We start from the raw sequence: 14,263 nt of genomic DNA on the forward strand, positions 1-14,263 counted from the left end.
ACGCGACACGACATGAGCGAGAAGCCGTTGCCCGTCATCCGCATCACCTATTGCACGCAATGTCACTGGCTGCTGCGGGCCGGCTGGATGGCGCAGGAGCTGCTCTCGACCTTCGGCACCGATCTCGGCGAGGTGACGCTGGTGCCGGGCACCGGCGGCATCTTCACCATTGCCTGCAACGATCAGCTCATCTGGGAGCGCAAGCGCGACGGCGGTTTTCCGGACGCGGCAAAACTCAAGCAGCTGGTTCGCGACGTCATCGACCCGGAGCGGGATCTCGGCCACGCTGATCGCAAACCGCACAAGAAGACGGGCCCCGCCTGAGGCGGGGTCTTTTGCATTCGCGCGGGCTGCTCACCTCAGATCAATGCCATGATGAAGCAGGCCATCGCCACGATCGCGGTGATGGCCCGGACGTGGTTCCACATCACCCATTGGCTCAGATGGTTCGCCCACACGGCGGCGCCGTTGGCGCTCTGCGGATCGACGGCGGCCAAAGCGTCGTTGAGCGGCACGTTGAAGACTATGGTCACGATCGGGTTGCCGACGAAATAGATCACGGCGCCGGCAAGCAGCCAGTACGAGCCGGACTGGCTCCAGCCGAACAAAACGCCGGCAATGAAAACCAGGCAGATAAGGCCGGTGCCGAACAGCGCGGTCATAAAGGTCGGCGTGATCACCGTGACGTTGATCGAATTCATCGCCGCGATGCCGCTTGGCACGGGCAGCCGGGCAAGTGCTGCCATGACGAAATTCGAGAAGGCGAAGAAGACGCCGCCGACGACCCCGGAGCCGATCGCGGCGATGAAGGTGAGGGTGGGAAGAAGTTTCATCATCTCAGTTGCTCCAGGTGCTTGGGCTGCAAATGTGATAAATCCTCACATTTGCAGAACGTGATAAATCCTCGTATTTTGCGAGTCAAGCCAGTTTTCGGAAAATCGCCCGGAGAGAGCCATGGATGAAAAAGTCGCCGCCAGGCCGGACCAGGCCGCCATCGCTTCGCCGCGCCGGTCGCCGAGCCAGCAGCGCAGCCGCGAGCGGGTCGAGCGCATGCTTGCCGCCGCCTCGGCGCTGATTGCCGAGCAGGGCAGCGACGCGATGCGCATGGGCGAGGTGGCGGAGCGAGCAGGGGTGTCGATCGGCTCGCTGTATCAGTTCTTCCCGGACAAGCGGGCGATCGTCTGGGCGCTGGCCGAGCGCTACACGGCCGAAAGCCAGGCCTGCATCGCGGCGGCGCTGAAGGATGTCGGCGACAAGGACGACCTTAGGCAGGCGTTCTCGGAACTGGTCGACATCTACTACCAGCTGTTCCTGGCCGAGCCGGTGATGCGCGACATCTGGTCGGGCACGCAGGCCGACAAGGCGCTGCGCGAACTCGAGCTCGCCGACAGCCGGGCCAATGCCGAATTTTTGGTCGCGGCACTGAAACGGATTCGCCCCGATGCCGATCCGATCGAATTGGAGACGGCCGCGTTTCTCGTCTGGCAGATGGGCGAGGCCGCGGTGCGGCTGGCTATCTCCGTCGAGCGGGACGAGGGCGACAGGCTGGTCGCGGCTTACAAGCGCATGGCGCTGAGGGAGCTGGTGGGGGAGTAGGAACGATTTCCGCAGCGTCGCAAGGCTTGGATTCCTCGCCCCCGCCAGGGGCGGGGGAGAGGTGTCCGCGAAGCGGACGGAGCGGGGGCCTTCGTAGGGCGCTCCCCTCTCCGTCTCGGCTTCGCCGAGCCACCTCTCCCCACTTCGTGGGGCGAGGAACCTTGAACTTTCAAGCGCGGGCTCTGCCCCTCATCCGCCCTTCGGGGCACCTCCCCGTAGAACGGGGAGAAGGACGAAACTGGCAACAAAAAACCCGCCTCGAAGGCGGGTTTCTCGAAATCTGCCGATGTATCCGGCTAGAGGCCGAAGCCCTCGAAGCGCTTCTTGAACTTCGACAGGCGGCCGCCGCGGTCGAGCAGGGTCTGCTGGCCGCCGGTCCAGGCCGGGTGCGTGGTCGGGTCGATGTCGAGGTTCATCGTGTCGCCTTCCTTGCCCCAGGTCGAACGGGTCTGGTATTCGGTGCCATCGGTCATGACGACCTTGATGGTGTGGTAGTCGGGATGGATATCGGCCTTCATTGTCGTGTTTCCTGGCTGCCGGCGCTGGCAACGGGCCTGAAGGCCTGCGTCGATGCGCCCCTTTTTAAAACTCGAAGCCGCAGCTAATGAAAAGCCACGGCTTCTAAAACGGTCGGCGAGCCTATACATCAGCCGGAATTGAATCACAAGGCCGCGGCGGGCGCATATTGAAGCGCTGTCCCGCCAAGCGGCCAGAGGAAACGCTCATGGCGGAAATCGGTGGCAGCGCAAGCGAGCGCAGATGCTCGGTCCGGCCGCTCCGCAGCCTCTTTCCGTACGTTACCCGCTACCGGAAGCTGGTAATAGGCGCCATCATCTCGCTGATCGTCGCGGCGGTGACGACGCTCGCCTTGCCGATGGCCGTGCGGCGCATGATCGATCACGGCTTCCAGGCATCGGGCTCCACCTTCATCGCGGAGTATTTCGCCGCCCTGGTGGCGATGGCGGCGCTACTCGCGGCCGCCTCGGCCAGCCGCTACTATTTTGTCATCACGCTCGGCGAGCGGGTCGTCGCCGACATCCGCCGCGACGTTTTCTCCCATGTCACGACACTGTCGCCCGCCTTCTTCGATCGCGCGCATTCGGGAGAGATCGTGTCGCGGCTTGCCGCCGACACCACGCAGGTGAAGTCGGCCGTCGGCGCCACCGCCTCGGTCGCGCTGCGCAACTTGATCCTGGGCCTCGGCGCGGTGGCGATGATGGTCGTCACCAGCCCAAAACTCTCCGGCCTGGTCATTGCAGCCATTCCGGTGATCGTGCTGCCGCTGGTCGCCTTCGGCCGCTCGGTGAGGCGCAAGTCTCGGCAAGCGCAGGATACGCTCGCCGAAGCCACCGCCTATGCCAGCGAGCAGATCGGCGCGGTGCGCACGCTGCAGGCCTTCACCAACGAGAAGCTGGTCACCGGCCGTTTTGCGGAAGCCGTCGACGCCGCCTTCGAGGCGGCGCGGGCATCGGTGTTCGCGCGCTCGTTCCTGACTTTCTTCGCCATCTTCATGATTTTCTCCTCGGTGGTGGCGGTGTTGTGGTTCGGCTCGCGCGATGTGCTTGCTGGCACGCTGTCGCCGGGCACGCTCGGCCAGTTCCTGCTCTATTCGGTGTTTGCCGCCGGCGCGCTCGGCGCGCTGTCGGAGGTGTGGAGCGAGCTGTCGCAGGCGGCGGGTGCCGCCGAGCGGCTGACCGAGATCCTGGCCGAGACGCCGACGATCCAGCGACCTGCCGATCCCGTTCCGCTGCCGGCCGCGGCCAAGGGCGCGATCAGCTTCGACGACGTCTCCTTCTCCTATCCGGCGCGGCCGGACCGCGCCGCGGTGCATGGCCTGAGCTTCCAGGTGAAGCCGGGCGAGACGGTGGCGATCGTCGGGCCTTCGGGCGCGGGAAAAAGCACCGTCTTCTCGCTGATCCTGCGCTTCTACGACCCCGAGAGCGGCCGCGTCTTCATCGACGGCGTCAATGTACGCGAGGCCGATCCGGCCGCCATCCGCCAACGCATCGCGATCGTGCCGCAGGACGTCACCATCTTCGCGGCAAGTGCTGCCGACAATATCGGCTTCGGCCGGCAGGGCGCCAGCGAAGCCGAGATCGAGGCCGCGGCCAAGGCGGCCCTTGCCGATGAATTCATCGCCAGGCTCGACAAGGGCTATCACAGCCAGGTCGGCGAGCGCGGCGTGACGCTGTCCGGCGGCCAGCGCCAGCGCATCGCGATCGCCCGGGCCATTCTGCGCGACGCGCCGATCCTTCTGCTCGACGAAGCGACCTCGGCGCTAGACGCCGAGAGTGAGACGCTGGTGCAAAAAGCGCTGGAGCGGCTGATGCGCGGCCGCACCACCATCGTCATCGCGCACCGGCTGGCGACGGTGCTCAAGGCGGACCGCATCCTGGTCATGGACAGCGGGCGCATCGTCGAGGAAGGCACGCATCAGAGCCTGGTCGCCAAGGGCGGCATCTATACCCGGCTCGCCAAGCTGCAGTTCGAGACCGGAGCCAACGCCTTCAAAGGCGCGGCGGAGTAGGCACGCCGCACCCAGCTGGTTTCAACCTGCCGCGGGTCAGTTCCCGTAGCGCTTGCGCAGATGTTCGGTGAAATAGGAAGCGTTGAGCTTCTCGCCAGTGGCGCGCTTGAGCAGGTCCGGCGTCGACCAGCGTGAGCCCTGCGACCAGATCTTTGCGCGACGCCAGTCGTTGATGGCGCTGAAATCGCCCTTGGCGAGGTCCTGGTCGGCGGACGGATGCTCCCTGGTCAGCGCTGCCCATTGCTGCGCGGCCATCATGGCGCCCAGCGTGTAGGAGGGGAAATAGCCGAAGGCGGCGCCCGGCCAGTGCACATCCTGCATCGGGCCGTCGGCGGGATTGTCGATGGTCGAGAGGCCGAGATAGTCGCGCATCTTGGCATCCCATGCCTCCGGCAGGTCGGCGACCTCCAGCCAGCCGGACACGAGCTCCTGCTCCAGCTCGTAGCGCAGGATGACGTGCAGCGGATAGGTGACCTCGTCGGCGTCGACCCGGATCAGGCCGCGTTCGACATGGTGGATATGCGGCAGGATGTCGTCGAGCGACCAGGCTTCGCCGAGATGTTTTTCAACCACCGGCAGCGCCCAGCGCCAGAAGGCCGGGTTGCGGCCGATCTGCTTTTCGACGAATAGGCTCTGGCTCTCATGCACGGCCATGCCGCGCGCCCTGCCGAGCGGCCAATGCGACCAGGCTTTCGGCAGGTTCTGCTCGTAGAGCGCATGACCGGTCTCGTGCAGCACGCCCATCAGCGCCGACAGGAAGTCGGAGGTCTTGTAGCGGGTGGTGATGCGCACATCGCTCGGCACGCCGCCGCAGAAGGGATGGTGCGACACGGAGAGCGAGCCATGGGTGAGGTCAAAGCCGACGGCCGCCATCATGGCAAGGCCGAGCTCGCGCTGCCGGTCAATGGCGTAGCTGCCGGAGAGCGGCTTCAGCGGATGTTTCGTCAGCCGCACATCCTGGACGGCCAGCGCATGCGGCAGGAAATCCTTGAGACAGGCCTTCAACTCCGCAAATACCGGGGTGATGTCGGCGGCGCGATTGCCGGGATCGTACTGCTCCATCAGCGCGTCATAGGGGGCCAGGCCGAGCGCGTCGGCGCGCAAGGCGGCTTCCTCGCGCACCAGGGTCACGACGCCTTCCAGCGCCGGCAGGAAGCCCGCCCAGTCGTTCTTGGCGCGCAGGTCGCGCCAGAGCTGCTCGGAGCGCATGCGCGCCACCGTCTGGCGCTCGACGAATTCGACAGGCAGGCAGGTGAGGTTGGTGTATTGGCGACGCAGTTCCCTGACCGCCGCCTGTTGCTCGTCGTTCAGCGGCTCGGCCTCGGCGGCGGCGATCCAGTCGCCGATCTCCGGCGCGGTCGCTTGGGCGTGCAGCATGCCGGCAAGCAAGGACATCGCCTCGGCGCGCTTTTCGCCGCCGCCGACCGCCATATGCGTCGCCTCGTCGGCGCCGAGGATGGCCAAAGCATGCTCGAGCGCTTCGAGCTTGTGGCCGAGTTGATCGAGTTTCTGGAAGGACATGATGGGTTCCGGCTGCAAATGGGCTGGCGCGAAAAGATACCAAGGCGCGAAGCTTGGCAACCCTGGTCGGCAAGGCCAGGGTCGGCCTATCTTGCGCGGCAGCGTCGACGTGTAGTCAATGCTCGTCCGAACGGGCGGAGGAGACGATGATCGGCGATATCCTGGTCGGGCTGGTGGCGCTGATCCATTGCTATATCGTCTATCTGGAGATGGTGCTTTGGGACACGCCGCGCGGCCGCAAGGCGTTCGGAACGACGCCAGAGTTCACCAGCGCCTCGAAGGTGCTCGCCGCCAACCAGGGCCTCTACAACGGCTTCCTCGCCGCGGGCCTGATCTGGGGTCTCTATCTCGGCGCCGGCGGGTTCCAGATCAAGAAGTTCTTCCTGCTCTGCGTCGCCATCGCCGGCCTCTGTGGCGCGGCGATCGTCGGCCGCAAGGTCCTGTTCGTCCAGACGGCGCCGGCGGTACTTGCCATCATCGCGCTTTGGCTCGGCCTATAGAGCGTTTCACCGTTTCATGGAAATGCCGAACCGCTCTACTCTTTGTTTCTACGCAATTCCGGACGGAAAACCGCTCGCACTTTTCCTGGAATTGCTCCAATCGAAGCAGGACGCGATCGAAAATTGGCGCCCCCGGGCCAGGTCCCGTGGGCGCCAGGTGGTCCCTTTCGTTTCCTCCGAAGAGGTCAGCCGTTCGGGTAATTGCCGCCGTCGGAGCCGTCGCCCATCATGATGCCGCTGCCGGTGTCGTTCATCAGCCTCTGGTCGACATTGTCGAGGCGACGCAGCAACTGACGGTATTGCGCGGACGGTATCCTGCCGTGATCCGAAGCCGCGACGTGCTCCGCGGCTTGGCTGATATGCGCGGTGCGCATATGCAGTCGCTGCGCTTCGGCGGCCGAAATGTTGTTTGCCTGGCGGGCGTCGGTGATGCCCTGATCCACGCCCTGGACCTGATCGATCAGACCGCTCACGCGGGGTCCGACAAAATCGGCTGGAGGGGTCGCGTCGAGAAGTCCCTTGTGGTGCCCGGCCGCATAGGCGCCGGCGAGCGGGGCCGCGATCAGCGCAGCAGCCAGGATTACTGTCTTGAGAGATGTTGAAGCGCGCATGGCGGCGCATCCTCCGATAGGGAAGGTAGCGGCCCTGCCGCATTGCCTTCCGACCTTTCAGGGCCGTCCGGTTCCGTCGCGTCGCGATGGGTGGCACCGCCGGCGGTTCCCGGCCCTGCGCAGCAAATTAGGTGCGTCGATTCGCGAAGTGTAATTAAAAAAAGATAATGTTTGCAGGCCTTGTCGATAGGACTTAGCACTCTAAGTATTCAGCCGACGAACAACTTCCCGTGACTTGGCGTGATGATAGCTCACCGTTCGGTGAGCTTCAGTTCAATGCGGCGGTTCTTACTGCGCGCCTCGTCGGTGTCGGCAGGATCAAGCGGCTGGAACTCGCCGAAGCCGGCGGCCACCAGCCGGTTGGCGGGCACGCCGTTCTCGATCAGGAACTTCACCACCGAGGTGGCGCGCGCGGTCGACAATTCCCAATTGTCGCGATAGCGGCCGGTGCCGGAGAGCGGCTTGTTGTCGGTATGGCCGTCGACACGCAGCACCCAGCTGATCTCGGGCGGAATTTCCTTCTGCAATTCGATGATGGCGTCGGCAAGCTTCTTCATCTCGACCTTGCCGGCGTCGTTGATCACGTCGGAGCCGGTCGGGAACAAGACCTCCGACTGGAAGACGAAGCGGTCGCCGACGATACGGATGTTCTCGCGGTCGGCGAGGATCTCGCGCAGCCGGCCGAAGAAGTCGGAGCGGTAGCGGTTGAGCTCCTGCACGCGCTGCGCCAGCGCGACATTCAGGCGGCGGCCGAGATCGGCGATCTTGGTGTTGGAGTCGCGGTCGCGCTGCTCGGAGACGTTGAGCGCGTCTTCCAGCGCGCCGATCTGCTTGCGTAGCGCCGCGATCTGCTGGTTGAGGATCTCGACCTGGCTCAGCGCCTGCTGGCTGATCTGGCGCTGGTTGCTGAGCTCGCCCGAAAGCTGGTCGGCCCGCTTGTTGGCCGCGTCGCCGGCGCCGGCGCCCTGCGCCAGCAATTGTTCGAGGCGGCTCTTTTCGGCTTGCGCGGCCGAGAGCGATGCCTGGAGATTGGCGAGCGTATCCTCCTTATCCTGGCTGTTCGTGCGTTCAAGCGCCAGCAACTGGGTCAGCTCGTTGATCTGCGAGTTGAGGCGGTTCAGCACCGCGTCCTTGCCGGAGATCTCGCGGCTGAGCAGGAACTGCGCCAGCACGAAGACGGTGAGCAGGAACATGATCGCCAGCAGCAGCGTCGACAAGGCGTCGACGAAGCCCGGCCAATAGTCGATGCGGCGGTCGGTGCGCCGTCTTGCCAGCGCCACGTCAGTGGACCCCTTGCTTCTTCAGCGCGTCGGCGATCTTTTCCAGCGTGTTGCGCATGGCCTTCTGCTCGTCGGACTGGGCCTCGACCCAGTCGCGCATGATCTGCTGCTCGGAGCGCATGTTCTTCACCAGCCCAGAGATTCCGTCGGCAAGATTGGCCATGGCGGTGGCGACGCGCGGATTGGAGCCGCCGCCATTCTCCTGCAGGCTGCGCAGCCGCTCCGACAAGAGCCGGATGTCCTCGGAGGATTCGGTGGCTTTCGACGTGTCGGACACGACGATGTCCGACGACAGATCGGTGACCGAGGACAGCCAGTTCTCGAGCTCGGTATAGAAGCGGGTCTGGGCGCGGCCGGCCTGCAGGTCGAGGAAGCCAAGCACCAGAGAGCCCGAAAGGCCGAACAGCGAGGACGAAAACGCGGTGCCCATGCCGGCGAGCGGCGCCGACAGGCCCTGCTTCAGCGCATCGAGCACGGCGGCGGCATCGCCGGTGCCCGGGTCCAGCGCCTCGATCGTCTCGCGGATCGAAGCGATGGTGTTGAGCAAGCCCCAGAAGGTGCCGAGCAGGCCGAGGAACACAAGCAGGCCGACCAGATAGCGCGAGGTGTCACGGCTCTCGTCGAGGCGGGTGGCGATGGAATCCAGCATCGTGCGCATCGACGAGGTGGAGAAGGCGATCGTCGACGAGCGGCCGATCATCGCCTTCATCGGCGCCAAAAGCACCGGCTCGGTGGTTTCGGAGCCGGCGCGGAAGGAGTTGACCCAGCGCACCTCCCGGAACAGCCGTCCGACCTGGACGAAGGCAAGCAGGATGCCGACCGCCAGCACGCCGACAATCAACCCGTTGAGGCCCGGATTGCTGGAGAAGGCGGTCGAGATCTGGCGGGTAAGGATGGCGGCGATGAAAGCGACGATGATCAGGAAGATCACCATGGTGAGCAGGAAGACCTGCGGGCTCGACAGCTTGTGGGGATCATAGACCAGGACGTCCGATCGCCTGCCGAAGGATCTGAGAAAAGCCATCCGTGCCCCGTTTCCGATGCCACCGCCGCAGAATTGCCGCGACTCTAAACGGAATTGTGACCAAATTGAATGGCGCTTGGCAATATGGCCCGATAGGGCCCGCGCCACAGGCCTAGAACCGGTTGACGACTAGGCAGTCGACCATGGCGGCCAGGTGGAGGCCGGCGCCGGTGACGACGAAGCCGTGCCAGACGGCATTGTGGAAGCGCAGGCCCTTCCAGGCGAAGAAGATGACGCCCAAGGAATAGACGATGCCGCCGGCGACGAGCAGCGCCACCGAGGTCGTCGGCAGCGTCTGGACAAGCGGTCCGGCGAGCACGACGCCGCTCCAGCCGATGGCGAGATAAAAGACGATGGCCAGCCGGTCGTAGCGGCCGGGCAGGAACATCTTGATGGCGATGCCGGCCGCCGCCGCGCTCCATACGACGATGATCATGGGCAGCGCCAGGGGCGAGTTGTCGAGCTGGGCGAGGAAGGGCGTATAGGTGGCGGCGATCAAAAGATAGATCGCGGCATGATCGAAACGGCGCAGGATCCATTTCGCCGGCCAAGACACCGGCCACAGATTATAGGCCAGCGAAACCGAGAGCACGGTGAGCAGTGACACCACATAGAACACCGCGGCGACATATTCGCCCGGGCCAGAGTGGAAGGCGGCCAAGGCCAGGAAAGCCGAGCCGGCGGCGATCGCCAGCACGATGCCCACCGCGTGAACGATGCCGTCAGCAATCATTTCGGCGCGGGAATAATGCCAGCGCCCCACAAAGGGGATTTCAAGCTTTGTATCTGGACGCGCGTCGTTCATGAATGATCCTGCAACACCTAATCTGGGCGCTCGCGGACCAGTATTTCAAGCTTCGGTTGCGGTTTTGCGACTAAAGGCGCGCGTCCTTTCGACGCGCAAAGGACGCTTTAAAGCGCGTCGCGCTGAACGGACTCAGGCGACGCGCTTTAAGTCTTTGTTTTGATGAATGTCGTCGTCCCAAAACCGCTGCACACTTCTGGGCGACATGCATTAATCAGCGAGCAGCCAGTGGCTTCTTCACGGTTTTCAGCAGCGCGCGCTGGATGAACTCGTTGCCGGCGACGACCTCGCCACTGTCCATCATGTCCTGTCCGCCATTCATGTCGGAGGCGAAACCGCCGGCTTCGCGCACCAGAAGGATGCCGGCGGCGATGTCCCAGGACGACAGGCCGGTTTCCCAGAAACCGTCCATCCGTCCCGCTGCGACATAGGCAAGATCGAGCGCCGCCGAGCCCAGGCGGCGGACTCCGGAGACTTCGGCCATGACATTGCGCAGCTCGATCAGAAAATTGCCGTGCTGGCCGCGGCCGAGATGCGGCACGCCGCAGCCGATCACGGCATCGGTCAGCTTGGAGCGCCCGGCAACGCGCAGGCGGCGATCGTTCATGAAGGCACCGCCGCCGCGCTCGGCCGTATAGAGCTCGTCCATCGCCGGATTGTAGACGACGCCGGCGACGATCTGGCCCTGGCGCTCGAGCGCGATCGACACGGAGAAGAGCGGAATGCCGTGCAGGAAGTTGGTGGTGCCGTCGAGCGGGTCGACGATCCAGCGGTGCTGGGCGTCCTCGCCTTCGACGGCGCCGCGCTCTTCCATCAGGAAGGCATAGCCCGGCCGCGCCTTCGAAAGCTCGGCGAAGACGATCTCTTCGGCCTTGCGGTCGGCCTGGCTGACATAGTCGCCCGGTCCCTTCATCGAGACCTGCAGGTTCTGCACCTCGCCGAAGTCGCGCGACAGCGAGCGGCCGGCCTTCATCGCGGCTTGGACCATGACGTTGAGGAGAGCGGAACGCGCCATTTTTTCTTCCTGGCTTGTCTTCCTACCGGCCGGCGCTCAATCGGCGCGGCGCATATAGGTGATTTCGTTGGTATCGACGACGATGCGCTCGCCGGCCGAGATGAAGGGCGGCACCAGCACGCGGATGCCGTTTTCCAGCACCGCCGGCTTGTAGGATGAGGCCGCCGTCTGGCCCCGCACCACCGGGTCGGCTTCCGTGATGGTCAGCGTCACCTGGTCGGGCAGCGAGATGCCGATCGGCCGGTCCTCGTAAAGCTGCACCGTCACCATCATGCCGTCCTGCAGGAAAGCGGCGCGCTCGCCGACAAAGTCCTTCGCCAGCTCGAGCTGCTCGTAGCTTTCGGTGTCCATGAAGACCAGCGCATCGCCCTGCTCGTAGAGGAACGAAAAATCCTTCAGGTCGAGCCGGATCTGCTCGACGGTCTCGGCCGAGCGGAAGCGCTCGTTGAGCTTGGTGCCGTTGATCAGGTTCTTCAGCTCGACTTGGTTGTAGGCGCCGCCCTTGCCGGGCTTGACGGTGTTGGTCTTGACCGCCACCCACAGCCCGCCATCGTGCTCGATGACATAGCCGGGACGGATTTCGCTGCCACTGATCTTGGCCATGATGAACTGATCCGGATGAGATTTTCTGGCGCAGGTCGCGCTTTGGCGCCTCCAAGACCACAAATCGCCCATAGTGGCAAGGGAGGGACCCCAAGGCGACCGGACATGCCGTGCGTGGCGTCAGGCGTCAAGGCAGGCGATTTGCCTTCTGCAGCGCCTGCTTGGTCTGATCATCGTCGAGGCCCTGCAGGAAATCGTCCATCTGCGGGTCGATCAGCCCGGCCCGGCGGGCGACGATGTACCAGGCGCCGGCAAGGATCAGGTCCGGATCGGTGCCGATGCCGCCCATATAGAGCTTGGCGAGGCGGTTCTGGGCGGCGACATTGCCGCCTTGCGCCGCCCGCTTCATCCAGGCAAAGCCCGACTTCAGGTCGCGCCCGCCGCCGCGTCCCTCGATCATCCAGGTGGCAAGGTCGATCTGGGCGGTGTCGTAGTTCTGCCTCGCGGCCTGCGCCAGGAGAAGACGCGCCTGGGCATCGTCATGCGGCTTGCCGCCGGCGCCGTTGGCATAGAGTTGCGCCATCGCATATTGGGCATCGGCAAGGCCGGTGGCGGCCGCGCGCTCGTAATAGACAGCGGCCTTGGCAAGGCCGCCATCGCCTGGATCCTGCTGGACGAGCAACTGGGCGAAGTTGAACTGCGCGAGCCGGTTGCCAGCCTCGGCCGAGGCCTGCATCAGCGCGAAGGCGCCCTTTTCGTCCTTCTTCACGTAGCGGCCGTCGAGCAGCATCAGCGCATATTGGAACTGCGCCTCCGGCACGCCCTGTTCGGCCGCCAACGCATACCATTTCGCGGCCTCGGCCGGATTGAGCGGCATACCCAGTCCGCGCGACAGGATTTCGGCCACGAGCGTCTCGGCCGCCGGATCGCCGTTCTTGGCGCGCTCCATGGCAAGGTTGTAGGCGGTCTTGTAGAGCCCGCGCTGGAAGGCGCCATAGGCGGCGTCCGGCTGCTTGGCGCCGAAGCGGTCGGGATTGATGGCATCGGCCGATGGCGGCGTCATGGTGGCCGGCTGCGGCAAGGTGTTCTGGATCGGCTTGTCGATATGCGGAGCGGTGCCGAACTTGCTCGGATCCGGCGCGCCGGCGTCCGGCTTGGCTCTGTCCAGTTTGCCCGTGTCCGGCGTGCCCGTATCCGGCGTGCTTGCATCCGGCTTGACTGCATCCGGTTTGGCTGCGTCGGGCGCGCTCTTGTCCGGCGCGCTCGTCTCCGGCCGCGGCTGCGGCAGCGGGACGGTCTCGGCCGCCATCGCCGCCTGCGCAAGCAAGCCGGCCAGGACCACCAGGCAAGGGCCGTGCAGGCGCATGTCAGTTCTCGAAACGCCGCGCGGTTTCATCGAGCAACGCGTTGGCGGCGGCGACCGCGGCGCGCGGGTCGCGTCCATCGGCAAAGACGGCGCTGGACAGCGCCACGAACTCGGCGCCGGTCGCGGCCACCGTCTCGACGGAGGCAAGCTCGGAGCCGCCCATGACGATGCAAGGGATCGAAATCATCTCCGCCCACCATTCGCCGAGGGCGAGGTTGCGGTGATGCGGCTCCGGCTTGTTGTCATAGCCGAAGCGGCCGAAGAACATGTAATCAGGCCGCTCCTCGCCGAGTTCCAGCGCCTCGTCGCGCGTCTTGGCGCCGCCGGCGCCGACCATCATCTTGCCGGCAAGGCGCTCGATCGTTTCGGCCAGCTCGCGGGGCTTTACCTCGACATGGATGCCGTCCGCCTGGACGCGCCCGGCGATGCGGCTGTCGCCGGCGATGATGACGGCGATGCCGGCTCCTTGAGCAATCGGCACGATCTTTTCGGCGAAGGCCTGGAAGGAGGCGTCGTCCATGCCGTTATCGGGCAGGATCAGCGAAGCGACGTCGCCACCCTCGAATGCCGCGCAGATCTGCTCGGCCGGCATGAGTGGCGGCGCGATCAGCACGATGCGGCAGCGGTTGGGCGGAGTTGCTTCGTTCATTGGCCTTCGATCCCGGTTTCGCCTATGCCGGGCGAACATGGTTGCATTGCGGCATAGAGCAAACCGTCCGGCTTGAACAGTCGGCTATGCGGCGGACGGGGACCGGTCCGATCGAGCATCGTCGCGCCTGGTCCTGGATGGCCGCGCACGCATTCACAATTGTTAGCGCCGAATGTCGGGATCAGGCGCCAGTTCGGCGCGTTCCTGGCGTCTCCCGCACGCCCCAGGCTCTAAGCTGTCCTTGCTGCCTCAGGAGGTTTCGCATGCGTGGTCATTGCCTATGTGGCGCTATTGCTTTTGAAGTCGATGGACCGGCACAGGCCTGCGTGGTCTGTCATTGTGAAAGTTGTCGGCGGCAATGTTCTGCGCCGATGACCACCTACATTGGCGTCCTGGACGGCCAATGGCGATGGCTGGGCAGGCCACCGAAGGCATTCAACTCTTCTCCCGGCGTAGAAAGAACGTTCTGCGATCACTGCGGTTCGCCGCTTTCCTTCCGCTCAAAGAAGATGTCCAATGTCATGCATTTTTTTTACCGCAGCGATGGCGGAGCCGGAAAAATTTGCGCCTACGCTGCATGTCGCTTTCGAGGAGAAGCTCCCTTGGGTGAAACTCGCTGACGGCCTGCCGACACGTTTTGGGCCTGATTATACAAAAGGCTAGTGCGTCCGCTTCGCAGGCCCGGCGAATGCCGACAGCGCTCATGTCCGCACCTCGAAGGCAGTGAACCGACCGACGATCCTTTGCAGCGCGGCCGGCTGCAGTGTCGGGCAGGCATAGCGGATGCCGGCATCAATTGACTATCCCGGCAGCGCCGTTCTGCGCT

The 14,263-nt window shown here is 64.8% G+C and carries 16 protein-coding genes; 5 read left to right on the plus strand and 11 right to left on the minus strand.

From position 1 onward, the window contains the following. Positions 1-12 precede the first annotated feature (12 nt). On the plus strand, positions 13-324 hold the full coding sequence (locus LB528_RS14570) for a SelT/SelW/SelH family protein (protein WP_224510888.1): 312 nt from the start codon (positions 13-15) through the stop codon (positions 322-324). A 35-nt stretch (positions 325-359) separates the two neighbouring features. On the opposite strand, the gene LB528_RS14575 is transcribed toward LB528_RS14570, so the two are convergent. Beyond that, complete coding sequence (locus tag LB528_RS14575; RefSeq protein ID WP_224715314.1) at positions 360-836, minus strand: DUF1772 domain-containing protein; 477 nt, start codon at positions 834-836, stop codon at positions 360-362. Between the two features lie 118 nt (positions 837-954). On the opposite strand from LB528_RS14575, the gene LB528_RS14580 reads away from it, so the two are divergent. Continuing rightward, entirely contained in the window at positions 955-1,596 is a 642-nt protein-coding gene (locus LB528_RS14580; RefSeq protein WP_224715315.1) for a TetR/AcrR family transcriptional regulator, read from the plus strand. Between the two features lie 296 nt (positions 1,597-1,892). Here LB528_RS14580 and rpmE read toward each other — a convergent pair whose 3' ends face one another. Beyond that, positions 1,893-2,114 carry a 50S ribosomal protein L31 gene (gene rpmE / locus LB528_RS14585; RefSeq protein ID WP_027166741.1) on the minus strand — a complete coding sequence of 74 codons (222 nt, stop codon included), beginning with the start codon at positions 2,112-2,114 and terminating at the stop codon, positions 1,893-1,895. Positions 2,115-2,320: 206 nt separating this feature from the next. Here rpmE and LB528_RS14590 point away from each other — a divergent pair, with 206 nt between their 5' ends. Then, positions 2,321-4,123, plus strand: coding sequence for an ABC transporter transmembrane domain-containing protein (locus tag LB528_RS14590; RefSeq protein ID WP_224715316.1), 1,803 nt, complete (start codon positions 2,321-2,323; stop codon positions 4,121-4,123). Positions 4,124-4,159: 36 nt separating this feature from the next. Here LB528_RS14590 and LB528_RS14595 read toward each other — a convergent pair whose 3' ends face one another. After that, positions 4,160-5,644 (minus strand): carboxypeptidase M32, encoded by a 1,485-nt coding sequence (locus LB528_RS14595; protein WP_224715317.1) that lies wholly within the window; start codon positions 5,642-5,644, stop codon positions 4,160-4,162. A gap of 146 nt (positions 5,645-5,790) precedes the next feature. On the opposite strand from LB528_RS14595, the gene LB528_RS14600 reads away from it, so the two are divergent. Continuing rightward, positions 5,791-6,144, plus strand: coding sequence for a DUF1304 domain-containing protein (locus LB528_RS14600; RefSeq protein ID WP_224715318.1), 354 nt, complete (start codon positions 5,791-5,793; stop codon positions 6,142-6,144). Between the two features lie 185 nt (positions 6,145-6,329). On the opposite strand, the gene LB528_RS14605 is transcribed toward LB528_RS14600, so the two are convergent. From LB528_RS14605 to LB528_RS14640, 8 genes are all read right to left on the minus strand, one after another. Then, positions 6,330-6,755 carry a hypothetical protein gene (locus tag LB528_RS14605; RefSeq protein ID WP_224715319.1) on the minus strand — a complete coding sequence of 142 codons (426 nt, stop codon included), beginning with the start codon at positions 6,753-6,755 and terminating at the stop codon, positions 6,330-6,332. 251 nt (positions 6,756-7,006) lie between these two features. Beyond that, positions 7,007-8,035, minus strand: coding sequence for a peptidoglycan -binding protein (locus tag LB528_RS14610; RefSeq protein ID WP_224510877.1), 1,029 nt, complete (start codon positions 8,033-8,035; stop codon positions 7,007-7,009). A 1-nt stretch (position 8,036) separates the two neighbouring features. Then, positions 8,037-9,059, minus strand: a complete 1,023-nt coding sequence (locus LB528_RS14615; RefSeq protein WP_224715320.1) for a MotA/TolQ/ExbB proton channel family protein — start codon at positions 9,057-9,059, stop codon at positions 8,037-8,039. Positions 9,060-9,171: 112 nt separating this feature from the next. Continuing rightward, positions 9,172-9,864 carry a PAQR family membrane homeostasis protein TrhA gene (gene trhA, locus LB528_RS14620; RefSeq protein WP_224510873.1) on the minus strand — a complete coding sequence of 231 codons (693 nt, stop codon included), beginning with the start codon at positions 9,862-9,864 and terminating at the stop codon, positions 9,172-9,174. 214 nt (positions 9,865-10,078) lie between these two features. Further along, on the minus strand, positions 10,079-10,879 hold the full coding sequence (locus tag LB528_RS14625; RefSeq protein WP_224510871.1) for an inositol monophosphatase family protein: 801 nt from the start codon (positions 10,877-10,879) through the stop codon (positions 10,079-10,081). A gap of 36 nt (positions 10,880-10,915) precedes the next feature. Continuing rightward, positions 10,916-11,482, minus strand: coding sequence for an elongation factor P (gene efp, locus LB528_RS14630; protein ID WP_224510869.1), 567 nt, complete (start codon positions 11,480-11,482; stop codon positions 10,916-10,918). Positions 11,483-11,609: 127 nt separating this feature from the next. After that, positions 11,610-12,788, minus strand: a complete 1,179-nt coding sequence (locus LB528_RS14635; protein ID WP_224510868.1) for a tetratricopeptide repeat protein — start codon at positions 12,786-12,788, stop codon at positions 11,610-11,612. A 1-nt stretch (position 12,789) separates the two neighbouring features. Continuing rightward, positions 12,790-13,437: a thiamine phosphate synthase gene (locus LB528_RS14640; protein WP_224715321.1), complete on the minus strand. Its 648-nt coding sequence runs from the start codon at positions 13,435-13,437 to the stop codon at positions 12,790-12,792. 371 nt (positions 13,438-13,808) lie between these two features. Here LB528_RS14640 and LB528_RS14645 point away from each other — a divergent pair, with 371 nt between their 5' ends. Then, entirely contained in the window at positions 13,809-14,057 is a 249-nt protein-coding gene (locus LB528_RS14645; RefSeq protein WP_263487257.1) for a hypothetical protein, read from the plus strand. Positions 14,058-14,263 lie beyond the last annotated feature (206 nt).

It is taken from the genome of Mesorhizobium sp. CA4, from assembly GCF_020165075.1.
GTDB lineage: Bacteria > Pseudomonadota > Alphaproteobacteria > Rhizobiales > Rhizobiaceae > Mesorhizobium.

What these genes read in the sequence shown, in the direction of transcription:
- LB528_RS14575 (WP_224715314.1), bottom strand. Translation starts at nt 836, where the DNA reads ATGATGAAACTTCTTCCCACCCTCACCTTCATCGCCGCGATCGGCTCC.
- LB528_RS14570 (WP_224510888.1), top strand. Translation starts at nt 13, where the DNA reads ATGAGCGAGAAGCCGTTGCCCGTCATCCGCATCACCTATTGCACGCAA.
- LB528_RS14635 (WP_224510868.1), bottom strand. Translation starts at nt 12,788, where the DNA reads ATGCGCCTGCACGGCCCTTGCCTGGTGGTCCTGGCCGGCTTGCTTGCG.
- rpmE (WP_027166741.1), bottom strand. Translation starts at nt 2,114, where the DNA reads ATGAAGGCCGATATCCATCCCGACTACCACACCATCAAGGTCGTCATG.
- LB528_RS14625 (WP_224510871.1), bottom strand. Translation starts at nt 10,879, where the DNA reads ATGGCGCGTTCCGCTCTCCTCAACGTCATGGTCCAAGCCGCGATGAAG.
- LB528_RS14595 (WP_224715317.1), bottom strand. Translation starts at nt 5,644, where the DNA reads ATGTCCTTCCAGAAACTCGATCAACTCGGCCACAAGCTCGAAGCGCTC.
- LB528_RS14615 (WP_224715320.1), bottom strand. Translation starts at nt 9,059, where the DNA reads ATGGCTTTTCTCAGATCCTTCGGCAGGCGATCGGACGTCCTGGTCTAT.
- trhA (WP_224510873.1), bottom strand. Translation starts at nt 9,864, where the DNA reads ATGAACGACGCGCGTCCAGATACAAAGCTTGAAATCCCCTTTGTGGGG.
- efp (WP_224510869.1), bottom strand. Translation starts at nt 11,482, where the DNA reads ATGGCCAAGATCAGTGGCAGCGAAATCCGTCCCGGCTATGTCATCGAG.
- LB528_RS14605 (WP_224715319.1), bottom strand. Translation starts at nt 6,755, where the DNA reads ATGCGCGCTTCAACATCTCTCAAGACAGTAATCCTGGCTGCTGCGCTG.
- LB528_RS14645 (WP_263487257.1), top strand. Translation starts at nt 13,809, where the DNA reads ATGACCACCTACATTGGCGTCCTGGACGGCCAATGGCGATGGCTGGGC.
- LB528_RS14640 (WP_224715321.1), bottom strand. Translation starts at nt 13,437, where the DNA reads ATGAACGAAGCAACTCCGCCCAACCGCTGCCGCATCGTGCTGATCGCG.
- LB528_RS14590 (WP_224715316.1), top strand. Translation starts at nt 2,321, where the DNA reads ATGGCGGAAATCGGTGGCAGCGCAAGCGAGCGCAGATGCTCGGTCCGG.
- LB528_RS14580 (WP_224715315.1), top strand. Translation starts at nt 955, where the DNA reads ATGGATGAAAAAGTCGCCGCCAGGCCGGACCAGGCCGCCATCGCTTCG.
- LB528_RS14600 (WP_224715318.1), top strand. Translation starts at nt 5,791, where the DNA reads ATGATCGGCGATATCCTGGTCGGGCTGGTGGCGCTGATCCATTGCTAT.